Here is a 537-nt window from a genome sequence, read left to right on the forward strand (position 1 = left end):
TCCACATCGCGGGTCACATCCACGCGGTAAGTGGGGATTTCTAAAGTCCACACATCGCCCGCCTTGCGCGTGATGACAATGTCGAGGCTTTTGAGAATGCTCTCAATCGTCTCAGCAGGTATTTCTTTGCCTACCAGACTATGCACTTTTTGCAGGCTGAGCTCCACCACCGCCTTGCTGACGGGCTGCGGATAAATGTCGATAATATCGCCCGTGATGCTGCCTCCTGCCACTTCTTTGACCAAAAGGGCGGCGCGTTTCAGCACATACAGCGTGTTGTTGGGGTCGGCTCCGCGCTCGTAGCGAAACGAGGCATCGGTGTTCAGACCGTGCCTGCGTGCCGTTTTGCGGATGCGCGTGGGGTTGAAACAGGCGGATTCGAGAAACACGTCGGTCGTCTTTTCGGTCACGCCCGAATCCAATCCGCCGAACACGCCGGCGATACACATCCCCTCGGTGTCGTTGCAAATCATCAAATCTTTGTCGGAAAGTGTGCGCGTCACACCATCCAGAGTAACAAACGGCGTGCCTTCAGGC

Annotated in this window: 1 protein-coding gene; it reads right to left on the reverse strand. The window is 56.1% G+C overall.

Going from position 1 to position 537, the window contains the following annotated elements:
- On the reverse strand, positions 1–537 hold a 537-nt coding region (locus ASC50_RS03720), incomplete at both ends, for a phenylalanine--tRNA ligase beta subunit-related protein (protein WP_262482195.1).

The organism is Candidatus Symbiothrix dinenymphae (assembly GCF_001431085.1).